The sequence below is a fragment of the Wolbachia endosymbiont of Cylisticus convexus genome, from assembly GCF_003344345.1.
Window position 1 is genome coordinate 1 of sequence record NZ_QPIP01000185.1, and the last position, 2,301, is coordinate 2,301.

At 33.3% G+C, this 2,301-nt stretch carries 4 protein-coding genes and 1 pseudogene; 1 reads left to right on the plus strand and 4 read right to left on the minus strand.

Translation table 11 applies throughout. The annotated features are described in order from the left end of the window. Positions 1 to 828: IS256 family transposase (locus tag Wcon_RS10020; RefSeq protein WP_114516781.1), on the minus strand; the 828-nt coding region annotated here is incomplete at its 3' end. 89 nt (positions 829 to 917) lie between these two features. Between Wcon_RS10020 and Wcon_RS10025 the strand changes: the two are divergent. Next, positions 918 to 1,145 (plus strand): annotated as a pseudogene (locus Wcon_RS10025) (IS481 family transposase); the annotation flags it as partial. A 26-nt stretch (positions 1,146 to 1,171) separates the two neighbouring features. Here Wcon_RS10025 and Wcon_RS10030 read toward each other — a convergent pair. The 3 genes from Wcon_RS10030 to Wcon_RS10040 are packed head-to-tail and all read right to left on the minus strand — an operon-like array spanning position 1,172 to position 2,194. Beyond that, positions 1,172 to 1,432 carry a transposase gene (locus tag Wcon_RS10030; protein ID WP_179947521.1) on the minus strand — a complete coding sequence of 87 codons (261 nt, stop codon included), beginning with the start codon at positions 1,430 to 1,432 and terminating at the stop codon, positions 1,172 to 1,174. A gap of 28 nt (positions 1,433 to 1,460) precedes the next feature. Further along, entirely contained in the window at positions 1,461 to 1,943 is a 483-nt protein-coding gene (locus Wcon_RS10035) for a hypothetical protein (RefSeq protein ID WP_114516948.1), read from the minus strand. 8 nt (positions 1,944 to 1,951) lie between these two features. Then, entirely contained in the window at positions 1,952 to 2,194 is a 243-nt protein-coding gene (locus Wcon_RS10040) for a hypothetical protein (RefSeq protein WP_114516947.1), read from the minus strand. Positions 2,195 to 2,301: the final 107 nt, after the last annotated feature.

Consider the following 2,301-nt stretch of genomic DNA (forward strand, 5'->3'; position numbering starts at 1 on the left):
ACTGGATACATATTTCAGAGAATTTCTTATTTGGTGTACTATACATAGCTGCACTTCTGCACTGGGAAATACACTGTTGATGGCTGCAGGAAAGCTTTTTAGCCCATCTACACATGCAATCAGAATATCTTCTACTCCTCTTTCTTTGAGGTTATTTAGCACTTCCAACCAAAAGTTAGCTCCTTCACTTTCAGCCAAATAAAAGCCCAGGACTTCTTTTCTGCCATTTTGGTCTATGCCCAATATATTGTACATACATTTACTTACGCAATGTCCATCCTCCTTGACCTTAAAGAACATCCCATCCATAAATACTATCGGGTATACTGATTGCAGTGGACGACTACGCCATTCATTGATTATAGGCAGTAATTTGTCGGTAATACTTGATATCTCTGCTACCGATATTTTGTGATCATAAATTTCCTCAACGTGTGACGCTATATCTCTATAGCTCATACCACTGGCAAATGTGCTCAAAATCTTCGTTTCAAGCTCTGGATGTAAGCTTGTTTGCCTTTTTTTGACTATTTGCGGCTCAAAACTTCCTTCTCTATCTCTTGGCGTTAACAGCTCAAATGAACCTGCACTTGTACGTAAAGTCTTTCCATTCCTCCCATTTCTGCGATTATTTTCTTCACTTTCAGCTAATAAATGGTTTTCTATTTCACCTTCTAGACTCGCCTCCAGCAGCTTTTTTATAAATGGTGTTAATGCTCCCTCCTTTCCTGTCAACGGTCTTCCTTCTCGTATAGACGACAGGATATTTGTTTCCAACTCTTTATAATCTACCAATCCGTTAGTTCTGTTTACTACTTTTTGACTCATTGTCAAACCTCCATTTTTTTATATCAATTTATTACTTTTTTTCGGTTTGACACACTTTTTTGAACATTCAAGATGAGTGTTACAATATTATCTTTAGAAAGAAAATCTACAGTTCTTTGGAAGATTTGCAGATAGATGTTGATCATTGGTTGCGTTCTTACAATGAGACAAGACCTCATTCAGGTAAATATTGCTATGGCAAAACACCGATGCAGACTTTTCTTGATAGCAAACATATTGCTTTTCAGAAAAATATTAGTAGCATCAAACAAGAGACTGATATTAGTTTTAACTACCTCAATCCTTCTGTCAGTTAATTCTTGCCTGTCAGATTAAGTTGTGTCTAGTACACATTAAGATCTAATGTAAACTGTAATAGTGCTATCTTAAATCCGTCTAAGTTATTTCTTATTTTATAAACAAGAAATAATAAAGCTGTAATAATAATCATATAAATATACACTTTCATTCCATTCATGTCATGGCTTAAAAAATGCTTATATCCGAGGTTTTGCTTGATAAATTTGAAAAATACTTCTATATCCCACCTGCGTCTGTATATTTGTGTTACTTCATAAGCCGGTATTTCAAATAAGTTGGTCAAAAACCATATTTCATCTTCTGTTCTATTTTTAATTTTTATTAGTCGTACTTGCTATTGCTCTGCTTCCGCTGTAAAGATTCACTATATTATCTTCCAAAATTTCCGATCCATCTGGTTGTTGTTTTTGCGTAATTTCATTCTCTCTTATAACGCAGTACCTTCTTTTTAAGTATGTTCTTGTGATAAATTTGTATTCCTTTTTGTCAAACTCAGTGAAAGTTGCAACTTTTGCAATCCTTCTATCAAACAATAAAATATCCTCTTTTTTAACTTTAGCTTCATTAATTGCTCTAACCAGCGCTATATCTTCGCTACTTTCTTCTTGCCCTTGACAAAATCTTATACTCGTCGGTAATTGGCCTTTTAATCCAACGCTTACTTTGACTTGACTGTCATTGCTTTTACCACCTATTTTTAACCCATCTTTTATAAGGTACCCTGATAAATTTATAATTGTTGAATCGAATCTATGTAAGTTATGTGACGTTTTTCTGGGCAATAATTTTTCCACTTTGTTTATTAAATCGATATATACACCTTTAAAATAATCAGAACTTTTAACCTTTTCGATAAGCCACTGTATGTAACTGTACTTTTATCATCATTTTTATCTATCACACACCTATTTATTACCATTTCTAGTGCTCTTAAGCTTGTTTTCTGACCCATTAATATTAGCTTCATTAAGCCTTTAAATATTATTTTACCAACTAACTTAGTATTACATTTATCTACCTCTGTTGATTTTCCTAGTCTTTCCAAATCCTCGTCTTTTAGTTAAGTTTAGTATTCTTTCTATTTGATCCATTATTGCCTCCATTTTTCTTTAATAATAGCTCTTTTATCTTCTTCTTATGACACTTTCAACA